The sequence below is a fragment of the Cupriavidus sp. CPT47-8839-RL05A genome (assembly GCF_058792255.1).
In genome coordinates, this window is record NZ_JBYTEG010000011.1 from 42,652 (window position 1) to 67,540 (window position 24,889).

Consider the following 24,889-nt stretch of genomic DNA (forward strand, 5'->3'; position numbering starts at 1 on the left):
CGAATATAAGAAAATTATAGGCAACAAAGACACTATGGCAATGAATATAAGTTTATTCTTACCCGGAGGAGCTCAACGTTTGACCGCTACACCAGCTGCCGGACTGACGCCCTGCTCCACCCCCGCCACCGGCCGCAACACCAGCCACACCGCCACCCCGATCAGCGCGCCACCCGCCGCGTGCGCCCACGACAGTGCCTCGCCCAGGAACAGCGCGCCCCAGACGATGCCGAACGGCGGGATCAGGAAGGTGACGCTCAGCGAGCGCACCGGGCCCAGGTCGGCAATCAGTCGGTAATACAGGATGTAGGCCAGCGCCGTGCACAGCACGCCCAGCCCCAGCATGGCCGCCCACACGCCGGCGCCGGCAGCGGGCAGCGTGTTGTGGCGCCACAGCGCGGCGAGGCAGAAGGGCAGCAGGAACACGGTGGCGCCGACCATGCTGCCGGCGGCAACCAGCCGGCTGTCGAGGCCGCCGCGCTGCGTGATCCAGCGCCGCGCGAGAAAGCCGGACAGCCCGTAGCAGGCGGTGGCCAGCAGGCAGGCCAGCGCGCCCAGCAGCACGTCCGCCGAGAACGCCACCGGTCCGGTGCGGGTCAGCACCGCGACGCCCGCCACGCCCAGCAGCACGCCCGCGGCCTTGGCGCGCGTGAGCCGTTCGGAAAACGCCAGCGCGCCGATCAGCACGCCCATCAGCGGGGTCATGGCATTGAACACGGCCGAATAACCGGCCGGCAGCCACAGCGCGGCGATGGCGTACATGACAAACGGGAGACCGGAATTGACCACACCAAGCGCCAGCACCGCCGGCCATTTGCCCTGCAAATCCCAGCGCAGCTTCAGCAGCGGCAGGCATGCCGCCAGCGTGAGCGCCCCGATCAGCACCCGGGCGAAGGCGGTCGGCATCGGTCCCAGCACTGGCACGCCGATGCGGATAAACAGGAAACTGGCCCCCCAGATGGCGGCCAGGGCAAGCAAGCGGGCGAGATCGGCGGGTTTCATCAGGGGAACCGGGAGGCGCGGGTTGAAGGTTGCCGCGATTTGACGCCTGTGCGGCGCATACCGCAAGCCGGATTCGGACCTGTGCCCCGCCGTCGCCACGATGGCGACCCGCTTTCCGGCAGGAATCCAAGTGGTGTTGACTGATTTACAACATTTTTGAGCGCCGTTCTCCGCACAATGTCGCGCAAACTCGTCACTTTTCTTACAGAGCCTTTCATCATCACCCCACGCTGGAGGGGGCGCTGTTACCGAGGCGTGACAAGCCGCCTTCGATTAAATTAAACTCTGGTCTGCGCCAGAGTTAATTGACCCCTCCGACGCATTCCCGACAAGCCGCCAGGGCTCCTGGCGGCTTCTTTTTTGTCCAAAGGGTAAAATGCGCCTTATCAGGCGCATGCGCACCAGTCCAACAGGATGACAGGCTGCCGCGCCGCCGGCATCACAACGCCTGCAAACACCGAGCTCCGGACGCCGCCTGCGTCAACCGGCGCGGCGCCTGCCGCGTTGCCAGTCCACATGAAACGACAGTTCCTGGGCCTGCTGGCCCGCGTCTACGTCCTGCAATTTGCGCTCGAAGTCCCGGCTACAGTGGCCATGCTTGCCGACATGTTGCTGGAATACGGCTTCCAGGTCGATATCGGTTCAGTGCGCCCGTTGCTGCGCGCCCTGCAAATGGAAGGCTATCTGGAAAGCGTGCTGCGCGACGGCATCGGCCGGGTCTACCTGCTGACCGAGCGCGGTCGCGAAGAACTGCAGGCCAGCCGCCAGCGCATCGACGATCTCTACCGCCGCCTGCACGCCGGCCAGCCGGCCACCGACGAAGTGCCGCGCCAGGCCTGATCCGGCCAGCGCGGCTGCCGCGGCGCGGGGAGCGTACCCGTTTCTGCGGGCCATCTCCTCGCCGCGAGGCGCGCCTTGTGCCTTACTTCTTCTCCGCCTTCCCTTCGTAGCGCTTGCTCCATTCAGCCAGGATGCGGTCGCGGTTGTCGCTCGCCCAGCGGAAGTCGTTCTTGATCAGGCGCTTTTCGTAGTCGGCGGGCAGCAGCGCATCGGGCTTGGCAATGCCGGGCACGGCCAGCACGGCAAAGTTCTTCTCATACAGCGCCATCGCTTCGCGCGAGGCCGAGAAGTCAGCCAGCTTGCGCGCGGCGTCCAGGTTCCTGGTGCCCTTGACGATGGCGGTGGCCTCGATGTCCCAGCCCAGGCCTTCGCCAGGCAGCACGATATCGATCGGCGCGCCTTCCTTCTTCGACTTCATGGCACGGTACTCGAACGCAATGCCGATCGGGAACTCGCCCTGCGCGGCCATCTTGCACGGCTTGGAGCCCGAGTGCGTGTACAGGCCGATGTTCTTGTGCAGGGCATCCATGTACTGCCAGCCCTTCTGCTCGCCCATCATCTGCAGCCAGGCGCTGACATCGAGGAAGCCCGTGCCCGACGAGGCCGGGTGCGGCATCACCACCTTGCCCGCGTAGATCGGCTTGGTCAGGTCGGCCCACGAGGTCGGCTTGGGCAGGCCCTGCTTCTGCGCCTCCACGGTGTTGAAGCAGATCGCCGCGCCCCACACGTCCATGCCGACCCATGCCGGCGGGTTGGCCGGGCTGCGGTACTTGGCATCGATCGCGGCCAGGTTCTTCGGCGCATACGGGTCGAGCATGCCTTCCTTGTCCAGGATCGCCAGGCTGGAGCCGGCCAGGCCCCACACCGCATCGGCGCGCGGCGCGGCCTTTTCCGCCAGCAGCTTGGCGGTGACGATGCCGGTGGAGTCGCGCACCCATTTGATTTCGATATCGGGATGCACCTTCTCGAACGCGGTCTTGTAGGCGGCGATCTGGTCGGCTTCGAGCGCGGTATAGACCGTCAGCACGGTGGCGGCGCTGGCATTGCCGGCCAGCATCGGCAGGGCGGCCGCGGCGGCAAGCGCCGCGACAAGGTTGGTGATGCGGGACATGGTTTCTCCTTTGGGTTCGGTCAGTGTTCCGGAATGCAGGGGTACGGCGAAGCGGGCAAGGGTCAGCCGGCGCGCCAGCGTTGCGCGCGGCGCAGCCAGCCGGCCGAGACCGCGTGCAGCAGCAAGGCCGCCAGCACCGAGGTCAGCAGGATCAGCGTCGACATCGCGGCAGCGGGCGCGGTGTCGCCGGCATCGTCCATGTTCAGCACCGAGATCGCCGCCAGCACGGTGTCGGGGCTGTACAGGAAGATCACCGCCGAGACCGTGGTCATCGACGACACGAAGAGGTAGCGGAAGATATCGAGCAGTGCCGGCAGGCACACCGGCACCGTCACGCGCCAGCACGTCACCAGCGGCGCCACCCCGAGCGACAGCGCCGCGGCCTCGAACTCGTTGTCGAGCTGGCGCAGCGCCGCGGCCGCGGTCAGGTGGCCGGTGGTGTAGCAGTGCGCCACGTTGCACAGCACCAGCAGCGCCATGGTGCCGTACAGCGCGTGCAGCGGATTGCCGGGCGCGTTGAAGAAGAACACATAGCCCAGGCCCAGCACCAGCCCCGGCACCGCCATCGGCAACAGGAAGCCCGCGCGCAGCACGCCGTGCAGCCAGGCCGGGCCGCGCGTGCGCAGCGTCAGCCAGGCGCCCAGGAAGATCGCCGCCGTGCCCGCCAGCGCGGTCAGCGCCGACAGCTTCAGGCTGTTGCGGTAGGCCAGCCAGCCGCCGCCGTCCATGTTGTCGAAGTCGTAATGCGCCAGCGTCAGGCCCAGGTTGTATGGCCACAGCTTGACCAGCGACGCGCCCACCGCAGTGGCGATCACTGCCAGCAGCGCGGCACTGACCAGCGCCACCAGCAGCAGGCACGCGCTGTCGCGGCCGCGCGCGGGCGCCGGCACATACACCTGCGCGCGGCTGCCCATCTGCGTGCGCTGGCGCTGCTGCATTGCCATGTCCACGGCAAAGGTCAGCAGCGCGGGCGCCAGCAGCAGCATGCCAATCAGCGCGCCGCGGTCGAACTGCTGCTGCCCGACCACGGCCTTGTACGCTTCCAGCGCCAGCACCGGATAACCGCCGCCCACCACCTTGGGTACGCCAAAGTCCGTGATCACCAGCGTCAGCACCAGGCAGGCGGCGGCGAACAGGCCCTGGCGCGCGCCCGGCAGCGTGACCGTGCAGAAGGTGCGCCACGGGCTGGCGCCCATCGCGCGCGCCGCCTCATAGAGGCGCGCATCGGCCAGCGACAATGTCGCCACCAGCACCATCAGCGCATGCGGGAAGGTGTAGAAGGCCTCGCCCAGCACGATGCCCCAGAAGCCATAGATGCCGCCCGGCCCGAAGGCGCCGCGAAAGATGCCCTGGTTGCCGAACAGGTAGACCAGCGCGATCGCCGGCAGCAGCGACGGCGCAAACAGCGGCAACAGCGCAATGCCGCGCCACAGCGGCCGCAGTGCGATGCAGGAACGCTGCAGCGCATAGGCAAAGCCAAATGCCAGCGGCACCACCAGCGCCACCACCGCCAGCGACACCGCCACGCTGCGGCCGAGCATCGGCAGGAAGTTGGGGCTGGTCACAAGCGCCGCCATGCGCGCGCCCAGCGCCCATTGCCCCGCCGCATCGAACCACGCCTGGCGGAACAGCGCCAGCAACGGCAGCAGCAGGCCGACGGCCAGCCCGGCCAGCCAGAGCCACTTCATCGCGGCGGGGGCACCGTGCGCCAGCCGGGAGGCCAGGCCGGTGCCGCGCGGCGATACTGCCTGGGTAGCCGCGGGCAGGACGACAGTGACCGCGCGCATCATGCAAACACCCGCAACGCCCGCGCGGGCAGCGCAATCCAGAACTTGTGGCCGCCCGCGTCGGGCAGCCGGTGCCGAGCTTCGCGCGCCACGTCGGCAAACAGGGCCAGCCCCGGCAGGCGGTCCGCTTCCAGCGCCAGCCGGTAGCGGTTGCCGAGGTAGGTCTGGTCGACCACGCGCGCCAGCAGCCGGTTGGGCTCGGCGGGATCCGGGTCCAGCCGCACCGCTTCCGGGCGGCAGCACAGCCGGCCGGCGGATGCCGCCGGCTGCGGCGTGTCGACCAGGAATTCGACGGCCTGGCTGCCCTCGCCAACGGTGAAGCGCCCGGCCTGCGCGCTGCGCCCCGGCAGCCAGTTGGCCTGCCCGACAAAACCGGCGACAAAGGCCGACGCCGGCTGCTCATAGATTTCGGCGGGAGTGCCGGCCTGCACGATGCGCCCGCCGTCCATCACGGCAATGCGGTCGGCCATGGTCATGGCCTCTTCCTGGTCGTGGGTGACCATCACGGTGGTGATATTCAGCCTGCGCTGCAGCTGGCGCAGCTCCAGCCGCAGGTGTTCGCGCACGCGCGCGTCGAGTGCCGACATCGGCTCATCCAGCAGCAGCAGCGAAGGCGCCGGCGCCAGCGCACGGGCCATCGCCACGCGCTGCTGCTGACCGCCGGAGAGCTGGCCCGGGAACTTGCGCTCGCTGCCGGCCAGGCCGACCAGGTCGAGCATCTCGGCCACGCGCGCGTCGCGGTGCGTGCGTCCCATGCCGCGCCCATGCAGGCCATAGGCCACGTTCTGCGCCACGGTCAGGTTGGGAAACAGCGCGTAGGACTGGAACAGGATGCCGTAGTCGCGCGCCTGCGGCGGCAGGCCGGTCAGTTCACGCGCGCCGGCATGGATGCGCCCTGCGTCCTCGCGCTCAAGTCCCGCGATGATGCGCAGCAGCGTGGTCTTGCCGCACCCGGACGGGCCCAGCAGGCACAGCAGCTCCCCCTGCCCGACCGACAGCGACACGCCGTCCAGCGCGACGAAGCTGCCAAAGCGCTTGCTGACCTGCTCCACCGCCAGGAATGCCCGGCCCTCCCCGGACTTGCCTGCCTGCATCACCGAATCTCCGCAATCTCAGTTGAATCGGTCGCCAGCATAGGCAGCGCAGATGCCAGCCGTGTGGCAGATCGGCAAAGTATTTCGATGGAGGTATCGGGGGATTTGGGATGGGGCAGCGGCGCATGCACGCCGGCAAGTTATAAATGATGCCCCTGGACGATCAGGACTCGCGCAGCGCCGTGGCGCCCGCAGACGTGGGGGTCGGCACGCGAATCCCCTTTTCCAGGATCTCCCGCAGCACCTCGTGCGGCACCGCCTGGCTGAACAGGAACCCCTGCAGCCCGTCGCACCCCTGCGCCCGCAGGAACTCGAACTGCGCCGCCGTCTCCACCCCTTCGGCAATCACCTTGAGGTGCAGCTGGTGGCCCAGCGCGATGATCGCCGCGGCCACCGCCTGGTCGTGGCCGGGCGTGGCCACGTCGTCGACAAAGGACTTGTCGATCTTGAGCCGGCTGATCGGCAGCCGGGTCAGGTAATTGAGCCCGGAGTAGCCAGTGCCGAAGTCGTCGATCGACAGCCCCACGCCCAGCTCGCGCAGCCGGCGGAAGGTCTCGATGGTGGTCTCGCCGCCGTCGACCAGGATGCCTTCGGTGACCTCGATCACCAGTCCCTGCGGCGGCAGGCCGGCCTGCTGCAGGCAGTGCGCCACGGTATCGGGGAAGTTGGCCTGGCGCAGCTGCAGTGGCGAGATATTGACCGCGACCTCGATCTCGCTGCCCAGCGCCTGGCGCAGGGCCTGGATTTCGCGGCAGGCGGTGGCCAGGGTCCATTCGCCCAGCGGCGCCACCAGGCCGCTCTGCTCGGCGATGGGGATGAACTCGGCCGGCTGCATGGCGCCGCGTTCCGGGGTGTTCCAGGTAATCAGCGCCTCGACGCCGGTTATAGCCAGGGTCGCGGCATCGACGATCGGCTGGTAGCGCAGCCGGAACTCATCGCCGGCGAGCGCGCGCCGCAGCAGCCCTTCGATGGTGAAGCGCGCCAGCGAGGCCTCGGCCATGGCGCTGGCAAAGCGGCGCAACTGTGCGCGCCCGTCGTGCTTGGCCGCGTAGACAGCCGAATCGGCAGCCTTGAGCAGCTCGGTCAGGCTATCGCCATCGTCCGGAAAGATCGCCATGCCGATCGATGGCGTCACGCGCAGGCGCTGGCCGCCGGCCTGCAGTTCTTCATTGACGCGCGCCTGGATCTTGGCGGCAATCAGCTCGGCTTCGCTGTCGTGGCGCAGGCCGCCCAGCACCACGCCGAATTCATCGCCGCCCATGCGCGCCACCAGGTCGCCCTGTCGTACCGCGCCCTTGAGGCGGTCGGCCATGGTGCGCAGCACGTCGTCGCCGACCGGGTGGCCGAGCGAGTCGTTGATGTGCTTGAAATGGTCCAGGTCGAGCAGCAGCAGGGCCACGCGCTCGCCGTGGGTGCGCGCGTGCAGCAGCAGCGCCTGCGCGCGCTCGCTCAGCTCGGCGCGGTTGGGCAGGCCGGTCAGCGGGTCGTGCAGCGCCAGGTGGCGGATGTATTCGTCGACGCGGCGGCGCTCGGTCAGGTCGTAGCCGATGGCCTGGTAGCCAGGCGACGGCGCGGAGCGGGGCATATCGGCACCATCGGCACCATCGGCGGGCCCGGCTGGCGCAGCGTCAGCGGCCGGAGCCTCGATGGGCGCCGGCAGGGCGAACACCGCCAGTTGCACCGGCATGCGCGAGCCGCCCTTGCGCACCCAGGTCCATTCGCGCTCGTCGGTCAGGCCAAGCCGTGCCTTGGCCACCAGGGCGGGCAGTCCCGGCGGCACCGGCTCGCCCAGCTCGCCGCTGAGCACGCGGCCATGGTCGGCCAGTTCGTCGGCAACATGCAGGCCGGTCATGTGCATGCGGCCGACCAGTTCCGCGGCGTTGTACCAGAGCATGCGCTGGCCAGCCGCGTTGATGCCGGTGATCAGCCCGTCCTCATCGAAGGTGATCACGCAGAAGGCGGCATGGTCGAGCAGCCCGGCATAGCGTGCGGCCTGCACCGCGGCAGACTGCTGGGCGCGCCGTTCCGGCTCCAGGTCCGTGACCGCCCACAGCCAGTGCGCGGTGCAGGCGTTGGCCGCAGGCAGGCGCGCGGCGCTGGCGCGCAGCGCGAAGCGGCTGCCGTCTGCGCGCACGCCCGCCAGTTCACGGTGGGCCTCGGCCCCTGCGGCAGCGCCGCTGGGGACTACGCCGGTGGCGCCGGGAACCAGGGTGTCCAGGCTGCGCCCGGCCAGTGCCGCGGGATCGGCGCCGAACAGTTGCCCTGCCCGCTCGCTCGCTCGCACCACCACGCCCTGTGCATCGGCCAGCAGGAAGCCGTCGTTCGACTGCGCCATGCACGCCTGCAGCATGGCGTTGTCATCTTCCCAGGCATGGACGGCCTGCGCTTCACGCTGGCGCGCGGCGCGGCCCTGGCGTGCCAGTGCATGGGCGAGCCACGCCAGCAGCAGCGTGGCCAGCGTGCCCGCGGCCAGCACCAGGTACGCCTGCCGTGGGCCATGCGCGGCTTCGAAGGCGGGGCGCGTGGCGCCGCGCAGCGTCCAGGTGACCCCGCCATACTGGAGCTGGCGCTCGCCCTGCAGCAGCGCGGCACTGCCGTCCTCGCGGCGCTCGCCTTCGGTCGGCCCGCCGGACAGCATCGGCCCGGGAGCGGCCGGGGAGCCCTCATACAGCGACAGCTCCAGTTCCGCCGCCGCCGGGGCGCCGACTGCGCGCATCAGGTCGCCCAGGCGCAGCGACACGTAGACATAGCCGAGCACCGCCTGGCGCCGCTGCGCCACCGTACTGACCGGCGCCTCGCCGGCGTAGACCGGCAGGAATACCAGCGCGCCGTGCTGGCGCTGCGCCGCCTCGGTTTCGCGGACCAGTGCCAGGCCGGGCGTGAGCCGCGGTTCGCCGCTGTCGCGGGCGGCTTCCAGCGTCGCCCGGCGCGTCGGCTCGGACAGCATGTCAAAGCCGGCGGCGCGCGTGTTGCGCCCGTCCAGCGGTTCGATATAGAAGATCGGTGCGTACAGGTCGCGCTTGCCGCCGGGATGAATGTCATAGTCGGCGAGGCCGTCGGCACGGGCGGCCTGCACCAGCCGCGGCACGCGCTGCAACGGCGTGAGCGGCGCGTAGCCGATTGACTGGGTGCCCGCGGGCAGGTCGTCGAGCTGGGCGGTATAGAGATAGTCGCGCCACTGCGTGCGCGAGGTGTCGGGGTTGGCGCTCAGCACGGCGGCCACGCCGCGCAGCAGGCGTTCGTTCTCGAGCATGCGCTCGCGCAGCGCGCTGCCGGCCTGTCCCAGCAGCGCGTCGAAATGCTGCTGCGCCTCGCGGCGCTCGAGCCGCTCCGCCTGCAGCCATGCCCCTGCCGTCAACAGCGCGCCGCCGGCCGCGACCAGCAATGACAACAGGGCAGGGGAAAGCGAAGTCAGTCTCATGGTCGATCGGTTCCGGCATGCAGCAGGGGCATGCCGTCTGCGTGGACGTGCCTTCGCATTAACCGGGGACTATACCGTGGCACAGGCAGCCCGCACACCCCCGCCGGGGATGAACCCGTTCGGGGGAAAGACCGCATGCCCCACTACGGCAGGGTATGTTAGGGTTGCACCGGAGATGCCCCACAAGTACGCGACAGTCCGCGCCACTGGCGCCCCAACTGCGCCCTACATGCCCGTCTACACACCCACGCTGAAAGCGCGCATTGCGATCATCACCACCGTGCTGGCCGCGGTGTTCGGCACCGGCATCGTACTGACCGCCCTGTACGATGCCCACCGCGACCTGCACGATGCGCTGCAGGTCCAGCAGGACTCCGTCGTCAAGCTGACCGCCAGCCAGCTCGACACCGCCATGAACGACCGCATCGTGCTGCTGTCGCACCAGGCTGCGCAACTCAGCGGCCTGCTGGCGCAGGCGCACGGCGCGCAGGCCGCCGCGGTGCGCGAGCGGGCGCTGGATGCGCTGTCCGCAGCGATCCCGGTGCCGGCCGCGTTCAACGCGCTGCTGGTTGCCGACATGCAGGGCAACATCGTCAGCAACCGCGGCAGCGGGGCGGAGGTTGGCGACCGCAGCTATTTCCGCGAGGCCGCCCGCTCGCTCGCGCCCGTGGTGTCGCCGCCCATCCGCTCGCGCACCAACGGCCAGATGGGGGTGATGGTGGCGGTGCCGGTGCTGACGCCGAACCGGACCTTCGTCGGCCTGGTGGGCGGCTGGCTGGACCTGTCCAGCGCCAACTTCCTGGTCGAGATCCTGCACAACCGCCTTGGCACCACCGGCTACTACTGCCTGGTATCGGCCGGCCCCAAGCCGGTCTATATCCGCCATCCCGATCCCGCGCAGGCGCGCCAGCCGGCGCTGGCCGTGGCCGATACCTGCGGCGAGGATGACAGCCCCGCGCCGCTGGAATTCCTCACGCCGGCTCGGCCGGTGATCGCGCGCTACCTGATGTCGAGCACCGGCTGGGAACTGGTGGCGCTGCTGCCCGCGCGCGAGGCCTACGCACCGCTGCACCAGATGCAGCAGCGCTTCCTGGGCATGGCCGGGGTGGCCATGGCGGCGGTGGCCCTGCTGATCTGGCTGGCGGTGCGGCGCCAGCTGGCGCCGCTGGCGCGCCTGCACAAGGTGGTGCAGGCCAGCGCCAACGACCTGTCCGCGTTCGAGCGGCTGCCGACACGGCAGCAGCGCGACGAGATCGGCGACCTGACGCGCGCCTTCATCAAGCTGATGCGCGACGTGCGCGAGCGCCGCCAGGCGCTGGACCGCAGCGAACGGCGCCTGCGCGCGGTGACCGACACGCTGCCGTCGCTGCTGGCTTTTATCGACACCGATGAGCGTTATGTGTTCAACAACCAGGCCTACGAACGTGTCTTCGGCCTGAAGCCGGAGGAACTGCGCGGCAGGCACGTGCGCGAAATCCTGGGCGAGGCCCGCTACGCGCGCGTGCAGCCCTTCATGCAGCGCGCGCTGGCGGGCACTGCGGTGACCTTCGAAACCGAAGACAGCGACCCCGAATACCACTGCATGGAGAGCAGCCTGCGCCCGGAATGGAGCGCCGACGGCGGCGAGGTGGTGGGCGTGCATATCCACGTGCAGGACATCACGCAGCGCAAGCTGGAGACGCAACGCCTGGCGCGCATGTCGCGCACCGACCACCTGACGCAGCTGATGAACCGCAGCGCCTTCGAGGGCCAGCTGCACGCGGCGATGGTGCGCAGCCGCGAGCATGGCACGCTGATGGCCCTGCTGTACCTGGACATGGACCGCTTCAAGGCCGTCAACGATATCCACGGCCACGCCGCCGGCGACCAGCTGCTGCAGACCTTTGCCCAGCGCGTGCGCCGCTGCGTGCGCGAGCGCGACACCGTCGCCAGGCTGGGTGGCGACGAGTTCGCGGTGGTGCTCGAAGACATGACCCAGCCCGCCGCGGCACGCCGCGTGGCGCAGGCCATCCTGCAGGCGATGGACGAGCCCTTCGACTTCGAGGGCGTATCCGCCGACGTGGACGTCAGCATCGGCGTGGCGCTCTACAACGGCGGCCCGGCGCAGGACCGCGAACTGATGCGGCTGGCGGACGTGCTGCTATACCGCGCCAAGGGCGCGGGCCGCGGGCGCTATGAGATCGGCCCGCCGGAACTGGCGGGCGAGCTCAGCCCGCAGTAGGCGGCCCCGGCCGGGGGCTCAGTGGATGGTGCCGCCGGGCTTGTCCGACGCCGCGCCGCCGGCCCCCTCGGGCTCGAACGGCACGTGGCGGCCATCGCTGGACTGGTAGCCCAGCTGCGCATCGGCGCCCAGCATCTTCTCCCACGCGATCATGGCCTGGGCCACCGCATCGGGCGCGCCCTTGAACACCACCACGTCGTTGCCGCAGCCGGGGCATTCGCCGCCGAATACGGCATCGATGCCGGGCAGGCCCGGCACGTCGAGCGCGTCGAATTGCGCGAACGCGGTCTTGCAGTGCCCGCAGACCAGCTGGGCGGGGCGCAAGGCCTCGATCTTTGCGCGTGCCTGTGCCGCACGCTCCTCGGGGGTTCCCCGCCGTTTTGCCTCGCCCATGATGTGCCTTCCTTCCCCGTGCTGCCGGTGTGTGTTTGCATCGGCCCCGCCAGTGCGGCCGGACCGTGCCTGTTAGATGCGCAATGCGGGCCGGTGGTGCCCGGCCATGGTCGCAGGTGACGGCGGCGCTGCGTGCGCGCCGTCGCCGATCTGCTGCGCTCAGTTGGCATTGTAACCAGCGGGGCGCAGCAAATACCGGGCCGACAGGAACCGGCAGCGCCTGCTATTGTGGATAACGATGCCCCGTGCACGTGCGGATGCGCCGCTTCCGGCACCGTGGGCATGCTGGTCCCATCCACCTACCCCCGAAGGAGGACGTTCCATGATCCGACCCACCGTGCAGGAAAACGCCGCCCGCTACGCCGACTGCATTGCCGCCTGCAATGCCGCATCCGCTGCCGCACTCAAGTGCGCCGCGGCCTGCCTGGAAGAACAGGACGTGCGCAAGATGGCGCGCTGCATCGCGCTGGACATGGATTGCGCCGGCATCGCCCAGCTGGCCGCGTCCTACATGCTGCGCAACAGCGAGTTCGCGACGCTGGTGTGCGAAGACTGCGCCGAAGTCTGCAAGTGGTGCAAGGAGGAATGCGAGCACCATGACAACGAGCACTGCCAGGAATGCGCCCGCGCCTGCGCAGCCTGCATGGAGCAGTGCCTGAAGATGACGGCTTAGCGGTCCGCGCCCGATTCCTGCCGCCCCTGCGGCGGCTCGGCCAGCGCGACGAAGGCATCGATCAGCCTGGCGCCGCGCCGCTCGCGCAGGCAGTAGAGATACTCGTGCAGGCAGGGCGAGGCATCGGTGAAGCCCAGCACGCGCAGGTCCGGATGGCTCGGCACCTCGTGCCGGGCGATCACCGATACGCCCAGATTGCGGATAACGGCCTCGCGGATCGACTCCCGGCTGCCGATCTCCATCTGCGCGGCGGGGCTCACGCGCGCCTGCGCCAGCATGTCTTCGGTGGCGATGCGCGTGGTCGACCCGAGCTCGCGCATCAGCAGGCGGCAACCCGCCAGCGCACTGACGGCCACTTCGGTGTGCCCGGCCAGCGCATGGGTGCGGTGCACCACCAGCATCAGCGGGTCCACGCCCAGCAGCACGCGCGACAGGCGCGCGTCGTCCACCCGCTGCGACGAGGTGGCGATATCGACGCGGTATTCCTGCAGCGCTTCCAGCACCTCCTGCGAATTGCCCGTCACCACGCTGACATCGATGGCGGGAAAGCGCTCGCTGAAGCCGCGGATCAGCTCCAGCACATAGTAGGGCGCGGTCGCGCCCACGCGCAGGCTGCCGGTGCGCAGGTCGCCCGAATGGCGCAGGAAGAAGTCGATCTCGGTTTCCTGCTGCACCAGCGCCTCGACGCGCGGCAGCAATGCCAGCCCCGCGTCTGACAGCGCCAGGCGGCGCCCGCCGCGGTGGAACAGCTCGACCCCGTAGGCTTCTTCCAGCGCACGGATCTGCGCGGTGATGGTGGGCTGCGACAGGCCCAGGCGCTTGGCGGCCTGCGTGACGCTGCCGATGCGGGCCACCATGAAGAAGGACTTGAGCTGGGCGATGAGCATGCGGCCGAGGGATGTCGCTAAGGGCAAGGCAAGGGCGGCGGGCGCGTGGGCGCCGGCCGCGGTGAAGCGGTATTCTAATGGACTGCACCAAGCCACCCGGTCCAACCGTCCGCTGCCTTGCATAGGAGTCTGCCCATGTCTGACCCGTCCACCGCCGCCACCCGCATCGAGAAAGACAGCCTGGGCGACGTGCCCGTGCCCGCCGATCACCTGTGGGGGGCGCAGACCGAGCGCTCGCGCCAGAATTTCCGCATCGGCAACGAGAAAATGCCGCCGGCGCTGATCGAGGCCTTTGCCGTCCTGAAGCTGTGCGCGGCGCGCGCCAATGGCGAGCTTGGCGTGCTCAAGCCCGAACTGGCGCACGCGATCGAACAAGCCGCGACCGAAGTCATCGAAGGCCGCTGGCCCGACGAGTTCCCGCTGTCGGTCTGGCAGACCGGGTCCGGCACGCAGACCAACATGAACCTGAACGAGGTCATCGCGAACCGCGCGATTCAATTGCTGGGCGGCAAGGTCGGCAGCAAGACGCCGGTGCATCCCAACGACCACGTCAACGCCAGCCAGTCCTCCAACGACAGCTTCCCCACCGCGATGCATATCGCCGCCACGCGCGCGATCCAGCAGCAACTGCTGCCGGCACTGGAGCAGCTGCAGCAGACCTTCGCGCGCAAGGTGGAAGCCTTTGCCGATATCGTCAAGGTCGGCCGCACCCACCTGCAGGATGCGGTGCCGCTGACGCTGGGGCAGGAGTTCTCGGGCTACATGACGCAGGTGGCCGATGCGCAGTCGCGCCTGCAGCAGGCCATGCTGCGCGCGATGCCGGTGGCACAGGGCGGCACCGCGGTGGGCACCGGCCTGAACGCCCCGCACGGCTTCGCCGCGGCCTTCGCGCGCGCGCTGGCCGACTACACCGGCCTGCCGTTCGAGCCCGCGCCCAACCGCTATGCGCTGCAGGCCTCGCACGATGCGCTGGCCGACCTGTCCGGCGCGCTCAGCACCACGGCCTCGTCGTTCCTGAAGATCGCGCGCGACTTCATGCTGCTGGGCTCAGGGCCACGCGCCGGCTTTGCCGAGCTGGTGCTGCCGGCCAACGAGCCGGGCTCATCGATCATGCCGGGCAAGGTCAACCCGACCCAGGCCGAGGCGCTGGCAATGGTGTGCTGCCGCGTGATCGGCAACCACACCACGGTGACGCTGGCCAACGGGCTGGGCACGCTGGAGCTGAACGCCTACAAGCCGGTGATCATCTACAGCCTGCTGCAGTCGGTGAGCCTGCTGGCGGGCGCCGCGTCGAGCTTTGCCGAGCATATGGTCGAAGGCGTCGAGGCCGACCGCGAACGCATCGCCGAACTGCTGGAGCGTTCGCTGATGCCGGTGACCGCGCTCAACCCGCATATCGGCTACGACAAGGCCGCGGAGATCGCCAAGCTGGCGGTCAAGCGCAACCTGTCGCTGCGCGAGGCGGCGATCGCGTCCGGGCATGTCACCGAGGCGCAGTTTGCCGAGTGGATCGACCTGAAGGGGATGACGCGGGAGGTATAGCGGGAGGTATAGCGGGAGTACAGCGGGGGGTACAGCAGGGATGCGCCCCGGCACGGAACCGATCCGCGCCGGGGCAGGCCGGCCTTAGCCGACGAAGGCCTTTTCCAGCACGAAATGGCCAGGATGGCTCATATTGCCTTCGGCAAAGCCGCGCTCTTCCAGGATGGCGCGGACGTCCTTGAGCATGTCAGGGCTGCCGCACAGCATGATGCGGTCGTTCTCCAGCGAGAACGGCTCCACGCCCAGGCGCTCGAACAGCTCGCCCGAGGCGATCAGGTCGGTGATGCGGCCGCGGTTATCGAACTCTTCGCGCGTCACGGTCGGGAAGTACACCAGCTTCTCGCGCACCAGATCGCCCAGGTGCTCGTGCTGCGGCAGGTGTTCCTGGATCAGCTCGCGGTAGGCCAGTTCTTCGACAAAGCGGCAGGTGTGGGTCAGCACGACCTTGTCGTAGCGCTCATAGACCTCCGGATCGCGGATGATCGACAGGAACGGCGCCAGGCCGGTGCCGGTGGCCAGCAGCCACAGCGTCTTGCCGGGCAGCAGGTTGTCCACCAGCAGCGTGCCGGTCGGCTTCTTGCCGACGAAGATCTGGTCGCCCTCGCGCAGATGCTGCAGGCGCGAGGTCAGCGGGCCGTCGGGCACCTTGATGCTGAAGAATTCCAGCGTTTCCTCATAGTTGGCGCTGGCAATGCTGTAGGCGCGCAGCAGCGGGCGACCGTTCACCTCCAGCCCGACCATGGCGAACTGGCCATTTTCAAAGCGAAAACCAGGGTCGCGCGTGCAGGTAAAGCTGAAAAGGGTGTCGGTCCAGTGATGGACGGAGAGGATGGATTGCTGGTTCAGGTTGCTCATGGCGAAACGCGGGATACAGCGGCAGGATGCAGCGCCAAAGACGGCTGGAAAGGAAGAATCTTAACGCATGCTTGGGGGCGGCGCAGGCGGAGCCTGCAACGCCAGCGCGGGATTTCCCGGATGTGCAATGCGGTGCGGCGCATGCGGCACGCCAGATATTGTTGAGAAATTTTAGCTAATAAAGTTTATTTCAGCACATTTATCCAAAGACAGCCAACATCCATCATGAGGTCATCTTCCCTTTGCTCCCCAAGGAAACTGCCATGACCTCCACCCCAGCTATTTCCCGCCGCGCCGCGCTCGTCACCGGCGCCTCCCGCGGCATCGGCCGCGCCATCGCGCTGCGGCTGGCCGCCGACGGCTTCGACGTCGCCATTGGCTACGCCGGCAGCGCCGCCCGGGCCCAAGAGACAGTGGCGGCGGTGCGCGAGGCCGGCGTCAATGCCATCGCCATCCAGGGCGATGTGGCGCACGCGCCAGACGTGGCACGACTGTTCGATGCCGCGCAGCGGGCGTTCGGCCGGCTCGACGTGGTCGTCAATAGCGCCGGCATCATGCAGATGGCGCCGGTTGCGCCGGCCAGCCTGGACGCCTTCGACCAGACCATCGCCACCAACCTGCGCGGCGCTTTCCTGGTGCTGGGCGAGGCCGCCGCCCGGCTGGGCCAGGGCGGACGCATCATCGCGCTGTCGACCAGCGTGATCGCGCGTTCTTTCCCCGGTTACGGTCCCTATATCGCAGCCAAGGCAGGCGTGGAAGGGCTGGTGCGGGTCCTGGCCAACGAGCTGCGCGGGCGCGGCATCACCGCCAACGCGGTGGCGCCGGGGCCGGTCGCGACCGAGCTGTTCCTCGATGGCAAATCGGAAGAGCAGGTGGCGCAGCTGTCCAAAGTGGCGCCGCTGGAGCGGCTGGGCACGCCCGAGGACATTGCCGCGGCAGTGTCGTTCCTGGCCGGGCCGGATGGGGCGTGGGTCAATGCGCAGGTGGTGCGGGTGAACGGGGGCTTTGCCTGAGCCGTTGCCCGCCGGGCCAGAAGTCAGCCCCCGGGCGCCGGCAAGGACAGTTCGCAGCGCTGGCGCGCCAGCGTGTCGCGCGAGTAGCCGTGGCGCACGCGCAGCTGGTGCTCCACGGCGTCGGCCTGGTCCAGGCAGGCGAACACCAGGTCGTCCTTTACGCGCTGCGAAACACCCTTCAGGCGCGGCGCTTCATACGCGACCTGGCGCGCACGGCAGCGCAGGAACAGCAGCGTTTCCTGCGAGGCGGTGATCAGCTGGTCGTGCTCGATCCGCTTGCATTCGACCAGGTCCTGGGCAGGGGCGCTGGCGCCGGCAAAGAGCAAAGGCAGGCACAGCCATCGACGCAACGAGCGGTGCATGGCAAACGGGGGGCGCAGTAGGCCAGTTGAAGGTCCGGCTCGCATCATTGCCCATCCCCGCGCACACTGCAAGCCGCAGCGCAAGCAATACCCTGTTGCGGTTGGGCGCCAGACGGGCCGCAGCCAGATTCAGTGTCCAGCCACATGGACAATCGCCCGCAAACCCTGATGGCTGCGTCGACCCGGTCGATCCATGCTGCACTGCAGCATATCAAGGGGTGGGCAGGTCTGGCGGATCGGGCTACGCTTCGATGGCAAATGCGCCGCAGTGCGCGCCAGTTCACGCCCCAGACCGACGGGCTTCCGCCCGGCCTTCCCCCGTGTTCCCCTTGCCGCCCCCACCGTTCCGGTGCCCTGCGGCCGCCATGTCTTCCGGCATCTGCCGCCAGCACTGCGCAGCGCGACCTGACCCGCGGCTGCCCTGCGCCGCCCCTGACTGCACACAACAACATGACCGATCTCACCGCTACTCCAGCCCAAACGGCCGCCCCGAGCCGCGAAGAAGTGCGCAAGCGCGTCTACGCCATCGTCGCCGCCTCGTCGGGCAACCTGGTCGAATGGTTCGACTTCTACGTCTACGCCTTCTGCGCGATCTACTTCGCGCCGTCGTTCTTCCCCAAGTCCGATCCCACCGCGCAGCTGCTGAACACCGCCGGCGTTTTTGCCGCCGGCTTCCTGATGCGGCCCATTGGCGGCTGGCTGTTCGGCACCATCGCCGACCGCCATGGCCGCAAGAACTCGATGCTGATCTCGGTGATCATGATGTGTGCCGGCTCGCTGCTGATTGCCTGCTTGCCCACCTATGACAGCATCGGCAACTGGGCGCCGGCGCTGTTGCTGCTCGCGCGCCTGATGCAGGGCCTGTCGGTCGGCGGCGAATACGGCACCACCGCCACCTATATGAGCGAGGTGGCGCTGCGCGGCCGGCGCGGCTTCTTCTCGTCGTTCCAGTATGTGACGCTGATCGGCGGCCAGTTGCTGGCAGTGCTGGTGGTGGTGATCCTGCAGCAGCTGCTGGACGAGTCCGAACTGAAGGCCTGGGGCTGGCGCATCCCGTTCGTGGTCGGCGCGGTCACCGCGGTGGTGGCGCTGTTCCTGCGCCGCACGCTGCACGAGACCTCGTCGGCAGCCACCCGCGGCAACAAGGAAGCCGGCAGCGTGGCCGCGCTGTTCCGCCACCACAAGGCCGCCTTCTTCACCGTGCTGGGCTATACCGCGGGCGGCTCGCTGATCTTCTACACCTTCACCACGTATATGCAGAAGTACCTGGTCAACACTGCCGGCATGTCGATCAAGACCGCCAGCTATGTGATGACGGGATGCCTGTTCCTGTACATGTGCATCCAGCCGGTGTTCGGCGCGCTCTCCGACCGCATCGGCCGGCGCACCAACATGCTGCTGTTCGGCGCGCTGGGTGCGCTCTGCACGGTGCCGATCCTGACCGCGCTGGGCACGGTCAGCAGCCCTGAGCTTGCCTTTGTGCTGATTGCCGTGGCGCTGGCCATCGTCAGCTTCTACACCTCGATCAGCGGCATCGTGAAGGCCGAGATGTTCCCGCCCGAGGTGCGCGCGCTGGGCGTGGGCCTGGCCTATGCCATCGCCAACGCGATCTTCGGCGGCTCGGCCGAGTATGTGGCGCTGGGCATGAAGACGCTAGGCCACGAGACCGCGTTCTACTGGTACGTGACGGCGATGATGGTGATTGCCTTCTTCGTCAGCCTGCGCCTGCCGCGCCAGGCCAGATACCTGCATCACGAGCATTGATGCGCACCCCGCGGTGCAATGCCGCGGGACGCCGCCAAGAGCATGGCAATATACGGGGCCGTAATCGCCCCCTCTTTCATTGATCACCCCATGGACCTGAACGCCCTGCGCCTGTTCGTCGACATCGTCGATGCGGGCAACCTGAGCGCGGCCGCGCGCAAGCTCAAGATGACGCGCGCCAATGTCAGCTACCGGCTCAAGGCGCTCGAAGAAGAGCTGGGTGTGCAGCTGCTGCGCCGGACCACGCGCCATGTCGAGCCGACTCCGGTCGGTGCCGGCCTGTACGAGCACGGCCGCAACATCCTCGGCGAGGTGGCCGCCGCCAATGCACTGATCAGTAATATGGGCAAAAGCCTGAAGGGCCATGTGCGGCTCTCGGTGCCTACCGGGCTGGGCCATTCACTGCTGTCGCCGCTGCTGGTGCTGTTCAAGCAGCGCTATCCCGACATCACGCTCGACGTGGTCTTCGACAACCGTGTGCACAACCTGGTGTCCGAGGACGTCGAAGTGGCCCTGCGCATCATCTCCACCCCGCCGGATTCAGTGGTCGCCACCGAGATCGGCGAAGTCGACTGGATCGTGTGCGCGTCGCCAGCCTACCTCGCCGGCCACCTGGCGCCGCAAGCGCTGGCCGAGCTGCAGGGGCATGCGTTCGTGTGCGCGTCGCCCGAGGGGCAGAAGCTCAAGGCAACGGGCATCCGGCACAGTGGCGGCGGCGACGGCGGTGAGATCCGTGAGCAGGTGGTGCTGGAGCCAACGCTCACCTCCGAGAACTTTGCCTTCCTGAAAGAGGCGGTGCTGGCGGGCCTCGGCATCGGCATCTTCCCGATCTATGCGATCGGCGCGGAACTGGACAGCGGCGCCCTGGTGCCGCTGCTGTGCGACTACCGCATCAGCGTGTTCGGCAGCAAGCTCTACATGCTGACCATGCCCAACCGCTACCAGACGCTGGCCACGCGCTACCTGCTGAACTTCCTGAAAACCGAGCTGCAGGCAGTGTGGCCGCGGCTGCACCGCTAGCGGTGCCTTCGGCAGTGGTCGCCACGGACTATAGTAGGAGCACAAGGATAACCGTCGGCGCATCCGCACCTGAGGAGCTACCATGGCCCTGGCTAGCACGCTTGCAAGCTGCCTGAGCAGCAAGAACACCCAGTACGACATCATCCGCCACCCCTACACCCTCAGCAGCATGGCCACTGCCGAGGCAGCGCATGTTCCCGGGGACCGGCTGGCCAAGACGCTGTTGCTGGAGGATGACCGCGGCTATGTCGCTGCCGTGATTCCTTCAAGCCACCATCTGCACATGGCCGCCATCTGCGAACAGACCGGGCGCAACCTGGTGCTGGCGCATGAGGACGAGATCCGCGAGATCTTCAAGGATTGCGACCTCGGCGCGATCCCGCCGGTGGCGATGGCCTACGGCATGCAGACCTATGTGGACGACAGCCTGATGGCGCAGCCCGACGTGTATTTCGAAGGCGGTGACCACCAGGAACTGGTGCACATGAGCGGCGAGCAGTTCTCGAAGTTGATGTCGGACGCTGGGCACGGGCAGTTTTCGCGCCGCATGATGTAAGCGGCGCATTTTATTGGCCACTGAACGGCCGCCACGCGGTTGCGAACCCGCGTGGCGGCTGTTTTGCATGCTGGCGGGCGGGTGAGTGAGGCAGACGTTTCAGCCTGCAGGCAACGCCGGCACGCTGTCGTCCTTCAGGTCCACGCCCGAGCGGCCCAATGCCGCCGCGCCGCGCAGCAGGAAGGCCAGCCGGTCGGCGGCCTGCGCATACGGCAGGCCTTCGGGGCGCACGTTGGAGATGCAGTTGCGCTCGGCATCGGTGCGGCCCGTGCGCGGCGCATGGGTCAGGTAGATGCCAAGGCTGTCGGGCGAACTCAGGCCCGGCCGTTCGCCGATCAGCATCACCACCTGGCGCGCGCCCAGCAGCTCGCCGATCTCGTCGCCCAGCGCCACGCGCGACTGCTCGGCCACCACCACCGGGCCGATGCGCCATGTCGGCGGCAGGCGCGGGCGGGTGGCATCGAGCAATGGCAGCGCGTGCGTCTGCGTGGCCAGCGCTGACAGGCCGTCGGCAACCACGAACACCACATCGGGCGCCTCGCCAGGCCGTGCTGCGGCCAGCCGCGCGCGGCTGGCATCGTCCAGGCGCCGGCCCAGGTCGGGGCGCCGCAGGTAGTGCGCGCGGTCCGGCGCCGCGCTGTGCACGGCGAGGTTCTGTACCCCCGCCGCATCCAGCGCCGCGGTGACCGCGCCCACGTCCAGCGGCAGGTGCACCGCATCGCGCGCCTGCGCATGGGCCAGCCCGAAGGCCAGCACCGCATCGGTGGTCTGGCTGTGGCCGGTACGGCCCAGCGCTACACGCGCGCGCGTGAACTGGCGCAGGCGTTGCCACGGGTCGGCATCGGCGTTGGCGGGATCGGCGGGTGGCGGGCGTCTGTCCGTCATCGGCTGCACCTTACAGGCTGTGGGCCATCTGCAGCAGCGGCTGGCGCGCGGCGGGCTCGAGCAGCCTGCCGCTGGCATCGGCAATGCCCATGCGCTGCAGCCAGGCCTCGAACTCCGGCGCGGGGCGCAGCCCCAGCACCTCGCGCAGGTACAGCGCATCGTGGAACGAGGTGCTCTGGTAGTTCAGCATGATGTCGTCGGCGCCGGGCACGCCCATGATGAAATTGATGCCGGCCACGCCGAACAGCGTCAGCAGCGTGTCCATGTCGTCCTGGTCGGCCTCGGCATGGTTGGTGTAGCAGACGTCGCAGCCCATCGGCACCCCCATCAGCTTGCCGCAGAAGTGGTCTTCCAGACCGGCGCGAATGATCTGCTTGCCGTCGTACAGGTATTCGGGACCGATAAAGCCCACCACCGTATTGACCAGCAGCGGCGCGAACGCGCGCGCCACCGCGTAGGCGCGCGCCTCCATGGTCTGCTGGTCGACGCCGTGGTGCGCATTGGCCGACAGTGCGCTGCCCTGCCCGGTCTCGAAGTACATCAGGTTGTCGCCAACGGTGCCGCGCGCCAGCGCCTGCGCGGCGTCGTGCGCCTCGGCCAGCAGCGCCAGGCTGATGCCGAAGGCCGCGTTGGCGCGCTCGCTGCCGGCCACCGACTGGAACACCAGATCCACCGGCGCGCCCTGCCCGATCGCGCGCAGGGTATTGGTGACGTGGGTCAGCACGCAGGATTGCGTGGGGATGTCGAAGCGGCTGCGCAGCTCGTCGATCATGCGCAGCAGCGAGACGATGGCGCCCAGGTTGTCCGAAGCCGGGTTGACGCCGATGGTGGCATCGCCGCAGCCATAGAGCAGCCCGTCGATGATCGACGCGGCAATGCCCTTGGGATCGTCGGTCGGGTGGTTGGGCTGCAGCCGCACCGAGAGCCGGCCCGGCAGCCCCACCGTGCTGCGAAAGCGCGTCACCACCTGGCATTTGCGCGCCACCGCCACCAGGTCCTGGTTGCGCATCAGCTTGCTGACCGCGGCGGCCATCTCCGGGGTGATGCCCGGCGCCACCCGCGCCAGCGTGGCGCTGTCGGTTTCATGCAGCAGCAGCCAGTTGCGCAGGTCGCCCACGGTAGTGGCGCCGATGGCGGCAAAGGCCGCGCCATCATGCCGGTCCAGGATCAGGCGCGTGACCTCGTCGTCCTCGTACGGCACCAGCGCCTCGGTCAGGAACTGCTTGAGCGGCACCTCAGCCAGCGCCAGCCGCGCGGCCATCCGCTCCTGCTCGCTGGCCGCGGCAACGCCCGCCAGCGCGTCGCCGGAGCGCGCCGGGCTGGCCCGGGCCAGCAGCGTGCGCAGGTCGGCAAAGACGTGGCGGTGGGTGCCGATGGTGTGGGTGTAGGCCATGCGTTCCGTTCCTGGACTCTGGGGAAAACGATGACAGCGGTGCGCCGGGCGCCTTGCCGGGCGCGATTCCCCCTAATATAGACAGCCTTTGCGTGTGCCGTGATGCCAACATCGCCTCAGCGCACACGGCCTGACTCAGGAACAACATCTGGATCGGCGAGAATTCAGAATAAATTTTGAGCAATTTGCATGCCGGAGACCTCGATGAAAGACCCCGACCCGACCACCACCCCGCGCTTGCTGCCGGCCGCGTGGTACAGCGTCGGCACCGTCGCCTACCTGCTGACCGCCCTGGCGCTGTGGACCGTGCTCCACGCCAACCTGGTGGCGGCATTGCTGTCCGGGCTGCTGCTGTACTCGCTGGTGGACGTGCTGGCGCCGCGCCTGCAGCGCCTGCACCAGCGCCACGACGCCCTGGCCGTGGCCATCCTGTCGGCGCTGATCCTGCTGGGGCTGACGCTGGCGGGCTGGCTGCTGGTGCGCTTTGTCAGTGGCGAGGGCAATACCCTGGACGGGCTGCTCAACCATGTGGCCGACATCATCGACCGCTCGCGCGGGCAGATGCCGCCGTGGCTTAGCGATGCGCTGCCCAAGGGCGTGGACGAGCTGGCCAACACGCTGATCGAGACGCTGCGCGAGCATGCCGCGATGGCGCAGAAGCTGGGCGCCGAGGTGCTGCGCACGCTGGTGCATATCCTGATCGGGCTGGTGATCGGCGCGATGGTGGCGCTGTATCGCGCGGTGGTTCGGCCCAATCGCCGTCCGCTGGCCGCGGCGCTGGTGGCGCGCGCACGCGCGCTGCAGCAGGCGTTCTCGCAGTTCATCTTCGCGCAGATCCAGATCTCCACCATCAACACCGTGCTGACGGCGATCTACCTGCTGCTGGTGCTGCCGCTCTTTGGCGTGCACCTGCCGCTGACCAAGACGCTGGTGGTGATCACCTTCGTTGCCGGGCTGCTGCCGGTGCTGGGCAACCTGATTTCCAATACCGCCATCGTGGTGGCCTCCCTGTCGGTGTCGCTGCCGATCGCGGTGGCGTCGCTGGTGTTCCTGGTGGTGATCCACAAGCTGGAGTACTTCCTGAACGCGCGCATCATCGGTGCGCGCATCCAGGCCGCGGCGTGGGAACTGCTGATGGTGATGCTGCTGATGGAAACGCTGTTCGGCATCCCGGGCGTGATCGCCGGACCGATCTTCTATGCCTACCTGAAGCGGGAACTGGCCGGCGCCGGACTGATCTGAGTGCCGCAGCCGGCTCGCCGCGGCGCTGGTAGGACCAATACCTGCTCAGGCGCCGTCCTGCTCCACCCGGCTGCGCACGAAGTCGATATGGGTCTGCATGGCGGTGCGCGCCTCTTCCGGGCGCCGCGCGCAAATCGCATCGCACAGCGTGCGGTGCTGCAGCAGCAGCAGGTCTGACGCGCCGTCGTCCTGTTCGCGCAGGCCGGTGCCATTGATGGTGATGTGCTCGCGCAGCATGCCGATCACGCTGGTATGCAGGTGCAGGAACATGGTGTTGTGCGAGGCCTGGGCAATGGCGTCGTGCAGCTGCGCATCGGCATCGGCCTCTGCCTGCTTGTCGTCGGCGGCGCGCGCGCGTTCCAGCTCGGCCATCAGGGCGCGGATCCGCTTCACGTCAGCGGCATCCGCGCGCAGCGCCGCAAAATACGCGGTCGCGCCCTCCAGCACGCGGCGGAACTCCAGGATGTCGTCGCGCAGTGCGGGGTGGTCGGCCACCAGCTGGCCCCAGGGCGAGGCAATGCCGGCGCGCAGCTGGTCGGTGGCGTAGACCCCGGCACCGCGCCGGCTCTGCAGCAGGCCGCGCGCGGCGAGGCGCTGGATCGCCTCGCGCACGGTGTTGCGCGCGACCTCGTATTGCCCGGCCAGCACCCGCTCGGCCGGCAGCCGCGTGCCGGGCGGCCAGGTGCCGTCGAGCAGCGCGGTCTCGATCCGGCGCATGACCGACTCCACGCGCCCACGGGTGCGCCCGTGCCTTGCTGCCGCTGCCGTCATGCCGTGTGTCCTCGCTCCTGAGCTTGCGCGCGTCGTTGCGCAGATTGGTCCAACCAA

The 24,889-nt window shown here is 68.7% G+C and carries 21 protein-coding genes; 9 read left to right on the plus strand and 12 right to left on the minus strand.

Going from position 1 to position 24,889, the window contains the following annotated elements:
- Positions 1 to 72: 72 nt before the first annotated feature.
- On the minus strand, positions 73 to 1,002 hold the full coding sequence (locus AC3WVS_RS15115; RefSeq protein WP_492319310.1) for a DMT family transporter: 930 nt from the start codon (positions 1,000 to 1,002) through the stop codon (positions 73 to 75).
- 516 nt (positions 1,003 to 1,518) lie between these two features.
- Here AC3WVS_RS15115 and AC3WVS_RS15120 point away from each other — a divergent pair.
- A complete protein-coding gene (locus AC3WVS_RS15120) occupies positions 1,519 to 1,842 on the plus strand; it encodes a PadR family transcriptional regulator (protein ID WP_492319311.1) in 324 nt (107 codons plus the stop codon).
- 82 nt (positions 1,843 to 1,924) lie between these two features.
- Here the strand turns inward: AC3WVS_RS15120 and AC3WVS_RS15125 are convergent, their stop codons facing one another.
- The 4 genes from AC3WVS_RS15125 to AC3WVS_RS15140 all read right to left on the minus strand — a co-directional run bounded on the left by AC3WVS_RS15125 (position 1,925) and on the right by AC3WVS_RS15140 (position 9,255).
- Complete coding sequence (locus AC3WVS_RS15125; RefSeq protein ID WP_492319312.1) at positions 1,925 to 2,953, minus strand: putative 2-aminoethylphosphonate ABC transporter substrate-binding protein; 1,029 nt, start codon at positions 2,951 to 2,953, stop codon at positions 1,925 to 1,927.
- Between the two features lie 62 nt (positions 2,954 to 3,015).
- Positions 3,016 to 4,743 carry a putative 2-aminoethylphosphonate ABC transporter permease subunit gene (locus AC3WVS_RS15130; RefSeq protein ID WP_492319313.1) on the minus strand — a complete coding sequence of 576 codons (1,728 nt, stop codon included), beginning with the start codon at positions 4,741 to 4,743 and terminating at the stop codon, positions 3,016 to 3,018.
- The gene (locus AC3WVS_RS15135) at positions 4,740 to 5,834 is read right to left on the minus strand and encodes a putative 2-aminoethylphosphonate ABC transporter ATP-binding protein (protein WP_492319314.1); all 1,095 of its coding nucleotides are present in this window, start codon (positions 5,832 to 5,834) and stop codon (positions 4,740 to 4,742) included. Before AC3WVS_RS15135 ends, AC3WVS_RS15130 begins: the two co-directional genes overlap by 4 nt.
- Before the next feature lie 163 nt (positions 5,835 to 5,997).
- The gene (locus tag AC3WVS_RS15140) at positions 5,998 to 9,255 is read right to left on the minus strand and encodes a bifunctional diguanylate cyclase/phosphodiesterase (protein ID WP_492319315.1); all 3,258 of its coding nucleotides are present in this window, start codon (positions 9,253 to 9,255) and stop codon (positions 5,998 to 6,000) included.
- Between the two features lie 229 nt (positions 9,256 to 9,484).
- On the opposite strand from AC3WVS_RS15140, the gene AC3WVS_RS15145 reads away from it, so the two are divergent.
- The gene (locus tag AC3WVS_RS15145; protein WP_492319316.1) at positions 9,485 to 11,476 is read left to right on the plus strand and encodes a sensor domain-containing diguanylate cyclase; all 1,992 of its coding nucleotides are present in this window, start codon (positions 9,485 to 9,487) and stop codon (positions 11,474 to 11,476) included.
- Positions 11,477 to 11,494: 18 nt separating this feature from the next.
- On the opposite strand, the gene AC3WVS_RS15150 is transcribed toward AC3WVS_RS15145, so the two are convergent.
- A complete protein-coding gene (locus AC3WVS_RS15150) occupies positions 11,495 to 11,869 on the minus strand; it encodes a hypothetical protein (protein ID WP_010814047.1) in 375 nt (124 codons plus the stop codon).
- 322 nt (positions 11,870 to 12,191) lie between these two features.
- On the opposite strand from AC3WVS_RS15150, the gene AC3WVS_RS15155 reads away from it, so the two are divergent.
- Positions 12,192 to 12,542 carry a four-helix bundle copper-binding protein gene (locus tag AC3WVS_RS15155; protein WP_010814048.1) on the plus strand — a complete coding sequence of 117 codons (351 nt, stop codon included), beginning with the start codon at positions 12,192 to 12,194 and terminating at the stop codon, positions 12,540 to 12,542.
- On the opposite strand, the gene AC3WVS_RS15160 is transcribed toward AC3WVS_RS15155, so the two are convergent.
- On the minus strand, positions 12,539 to 13,429 hold the full coding sequence (locus AC3WVS_RS15160; RefSeq protein WP_010814049.1) for a LysR family transcriptional regulator: 891 nt from the start codon (positions 13,427 to 13,429) through the stop codon (positions 12,539 to 12,541). The genes AC3WVS_RS15155 and AC3WVS_RS15160 overlap by 4 nt on opposite strands.
- Before the next feature lie 135 nt (positions 13,430 to 13,564).
- On the opposite strand from AC3WVS_RS15160, the gene fumC reads away from it, so the two are divergent.
- Positions 13,565 to 14,971: a class II fumarate hydratase gene (gene fumC / locus AC3WVS_RS15165; protein ID WP_010814050.1), complete on the plus strand. Its 1,407-nt coding sequence runs from the start codon at positions 13,565 to 13,567 to the stop codon at positions 14,969 to 14,971.
- 84 nt (positions 14,972 to 15,055) lie between these two features.
- Here the strand turns inward: fumC and AC3WVS_RS15170 are convergent, their stop codons facing one another.
- The gene (locus tag AC3WVS_RS15170; protein WP_010814051.1) at positions 15,056 to 15,826 is read right to left on the minus strand and encodes a ferredoxin--NADP reductase; all 771 of its coding nucleotides are present in this window, start codon (positions 15,824 to 15,826) and stop codon (positions 15,056 to 15,058) included.
- A gap of 263 nt (positions 15,827 to 16,089) precedes the next feature.
- Here AC3WVS_RS15170 and AC3WVS_RS15175 point away from each other — a divergent pair, with 263 nt between their 5' ends.
- On the plus strand, positions 16,090 to 16,839 hold the full coding sequence (locus tag AC3WVS_RS15175; protein ID WP_492319317.1) for an SDR family oxidoreductase: 750 nt from the start codon (positions 16,090 to 16,092) through the stop codon (positions 16,837 to 16,839).
- Between the two features lie 23 nt (positions 16,840 to 16,862).
- Here the strand turns inward: AC3WVS_RS15175 and AC3WVS_RS15180 are convergent, their stop codons facing one another.
- A complete protein-coding gene (locus tag AC3WVS_RS15180) occupies positions 16,863 to 17,201 on the minus strand; it encodes a hypothetical protein (protein WP_051398545.1) in 339 nt (112 codons plus the stop codon).
- A gap of 450 nt (positions 17,202 to 17,651) precedes the next feature.
- Between AC3WVS_RS15180 and AC3WVS_RS15185 the strand changes: the two genes are divergently transcribed.
- From AC3WVS_RS15185 to AC3WVS_RS15195, 3 genes are all read left to right on the plus strand, one after another.
- Positions 17,652 to 18,965 carry an MFS family transporter gene (locus AC3WVS_RS15185; RefSeq protein WP_492319318.1) on the plus strand — a complete coding sequence of 438 codons (1,314 nt, stop codon included), beginning with the start codon at positions 17,652 to 17,654 and terminating at the stop codon, positions 18,963 to 18,965.
- A gap of 90 nt (positions 18,966 to 19,055) precedes the next feature.
- Positions 19,056 to 19,985 (plus strand): LysR family transcriptional regulator, encoded by a 930-nt coding sequence (locus AC3WVS_RS15190; protein ID WP_492319319.1) that lies wholly within the window; start codon positions 19,056 to 19,058, stop codon positions 19,983 to 19,985.
- Between the two features lie 82 nt (positions 19,986 to 20,067).
- Positions 20,068 to 20,541: an aminoacyl-tRNA deacylase gene (locus AC3WVS_RS15195; RefSeq protein WP_010814055.1), complete on the plus strand. Its 474-nt coding sequence runs from the start codon at positions 20,068 to 20,070 to the stop codon at positions 20,539 to 20,541.
- A gap of 99 nt (positions 20,542 to 20,640) precedes the next feature.
- Here AC3WVS_RS15195 and eutC read toward each other — a convergent pair whose 3' ends face one another.
- Both eutC and AC3WVS_RS15205 read right to left on the minus strand, forming a co-directional pair.
- On the minus strand, positions 20,641 to 21,426 hold the full coding sequence (gene eutC, locus AC3WVS_RS15200) for an ethanolamine ammonia-lyase subunit EutC (RefSeq protein WP_492319320.1): 786 nt from the start codon (positions 21,424 to 21,426) through the stop codon (positions 20,641 to 20,643).
- 10 nt (positions 21,427 to 21,436) lie between these two features.
- Positions 21,437 to 22,819, minus strand: a complete 1,383-nt coding sequence (locus AC3WVS_RS15205; RefSeq protein ID WP_492319321.1) for an ethanolamine ammonia-lyase subunit EutB — start codon at positions 22,817 to 22,819, stop codon at positions 21,437 to 21,439.
- Between the two features lie 204 nt (positions 22,820 to 23,023).
- Here AC3WVS_RS15205 and AC3WVS_RS15210 point away from each other — a divergent pair, with 204 nt between their 5' ends.
- Positions 23,024 to 24,061: an AI-2E family transporter gene (locus AC3WVS_RS15210; RefSeq protein WP_492319322.1), complete on the plus strand. Its 1,038-nt coding sequence runs from the start codon at positions 23,024 to 23,026 to the stop codon at positions 24,059 to 24,061.
- A 45-nt stretch (positions 24,062 to 24,106) separates the two neighbouring features.
- Here AC3WVS_RS15210 and AC3WVS_RS15215 read toward each other — a convergent pair whose 3' ends face one another.
- A complete protein-coding gene (locus AC3WVS_RS15215; protein ID WP_010814059.1) occupies positions 24,107 to 24,778 on the minus strand; it encodes a FadR/GntR family transcriptional regulator in 672 nt (223 codons plus the stop codon).
- Positions 24,779 to 24,889 lie beyond the last annotated feature (111 nt).

Coding starts and splice junctions, on each gene's coding strand:
- AC3WVS_RS15170 (WP_010814051.1), bottom strand. CDS start 15,826: ATGAGCAACCTGAACCAGCAATCCATCCTCTCCGTCCATCACTGGACC.
- AC3WVS_RS15120 (WP_492319311.1), top strand. CDS start 1,519: ATGAAACGACAGTTCCTGGGCCTGCTGGCCCGCGTCTACGTCCTGCAA.
- AC3WVS_RS15210 (WP_492319322.1), top strand. CDS start 23,024: ATGAAAGACCCCGACCCGACCACCACCCCGCGCTTGCTGCCGGCCGCG.
- AC3WVS_RS15140 (WP_492319315.1), bottom strand. CDS start 9,255: ATGAGACTGACTTCGCTTTCCCCTGCCCTGTTGTCATTGCTGGTCGCG.
- AC3WVS_RS15145 (WP_492319316.1), top strand. CDS start 9,485: ATGCCCGTCTACACACCCACGCTGAAAGCGCGCATTGCGATCATCACC.
- fumC (WP_010814050.1), top strand. CDS start 13,565: ATGTCTGACCCGTCCACCGCCGCCACCCGCATCGAGAAAGACAGCCTG.
- AC3WVS_RS15125 (WP_492319312.1), bottom strand. CDS start 2,953: ATGTCCCGCATCACCAACCTTGTCGCGGCGCTTGCCGCCGCGGCCGCC.
- AC3WVS_RS15155 (WP_010814048.1), top strand. CDS start 12,192: ATGATCCGACCCACCGTGCAGGAAAACGCCGCCCGCTACGCCGACTGC.
- AC3WVS_RS15150 (WP_010814047.1), bottom strand. CDS start 11,869: ATGGGCGAGGCAAAACGGCGGGGAACCCCCGAGGAGCGTGCGGCACAG.
- AC3WVS_RS15115 (WP_492319310.1), bottom strand. CDS start 1,002: ATGAAACCCGCCGATCTCGCCCGCTTGCTTGCCCTGGCCGCCATCTGG.
- AC3WVS_RS15180 (WP_051398545.1), bottom strand. CDS start 17,201: ATGCACCGCTCGTTGCGTCGATGGCTGTGCCTGCCTTTGCTCTTTGCC.
- AC3WVS_RS15185 (WP_492319318.1), top strand. CDS start 17,652: ATGACCGATCTCACCGCTACTCCAGCCCAAACGGCCGCCCCGAGCCGC.
- AC3WVS_RS15130 (WP_492319313.1), bottom strand. CDS start 4,743: ATGATGCGCGCGGTCACTGTCGTCCTGCCCGCGGCTACCCAGGCAGTA.
- eutC (WP_492319320.1), bottom strand. CDS start 21,426: ATGACGGACAGACGCCCGCCACCCGCCGATCCCGCCAACGCCGATGCC.
- AC3WVS_RS15190 (WP_492319319.1), top strand. CDS start 19,056: ATGGACCTGAACGCCCTGCGCCTGTTCGTCGACATCGTCGATGCGGGC.
- AC3WVS_RS15160 (WP_010814049.1), bottom strand. CDS start 13,429: ATGCTCATCGCCCAGCTCAAGTCCTTCTTCATGGTGGCCCGCATCGGC.
- AC3WVS_RS15205 (WP_492319321.1), bottom strand. CDS start 22,819: ATGGCCTACACCCACACCATCGGCACCCACCGCCACGTCTTTGCCGAC.
- AC3WVS_RS15175 (WP_492319317.1), top strand. CDS start 16,090: ATGACCTCCACCCCAGCTATTTCCCGCCGCGCCGCGCTCGTCACCGGC.
- AC3WVS_RS15195 (WP_010814055.1), top strand. CDS start 20,068: ATGGCCCTGGCTAGCACGCTTGCAAGCTGCCTGAGCAGCAAGAACACC.
- AC3WVS_RS15135 (WP_492319314.1), bottom strand. CDS start 5,834: ATGCAGGCAGGCAAGTCCGGGGAGGGCCGGGCATTCCTGGCGGTGGAG.
- AC3WVS_RS15215 (WP_010814059.1), bottom strand. CDS start 24,778: ATGCGCCGGATCGAGACCGCGCTGCTCGACGGCACCTGGCCGCCCGGC.